Raw genomic sequence first — 249 nt, 5'->3', positions numbered from 1 at the left:
AAAAGTTGAATCAAGGACAATGTCTTCCTTCTTATTAATTTGAGAATGCAGGTCCCAACCTCTTTCTAATGTTTTGGCCAGGATTTCAAGATTTTGTTTCCTGTTATACCTATCACGTGGAGTGAAAAACGTAATGTTAAGATTTCCTTCATCATGATAAACAGTTCCTCCTCCACTATTTCTACGAGCCAACTGAATACCATTTTCAGACTCGATAAAATTAGCTTCCATCCAAGGGTTTTGGTGGCG

1 protein-coding gene is annotated in these 249 nt (G+C 37.8%); it reads right to left on the bottom strand.

All coding sequences use genetic code 11. The features are described 5' to 3' along the window. The coding region (locus L9G74_RS21505) for a lipoyl protein ligase domain-containing protein (RefSeq protein WP_438944597.1) at positions 1-249 on the bottom strand (249 nt) is incomplete at both ends.

Origin of the sequence: Shewanella electrica, from assembly GCF_022321485.1 — a bacterium.
In the GTDB taxonomy this organism is placed as follows: domain Bacteria; phylum Pseudomonadota; class Gammaproteobacteria; order Enterobacterales; family Shewanellaceae; genus Shewanella; species Shewanella electrica.
Note: the sequence above shows the minus strand (reverse complement) of the source record. Positions and strands in the feature narration are given on the sequence as shown.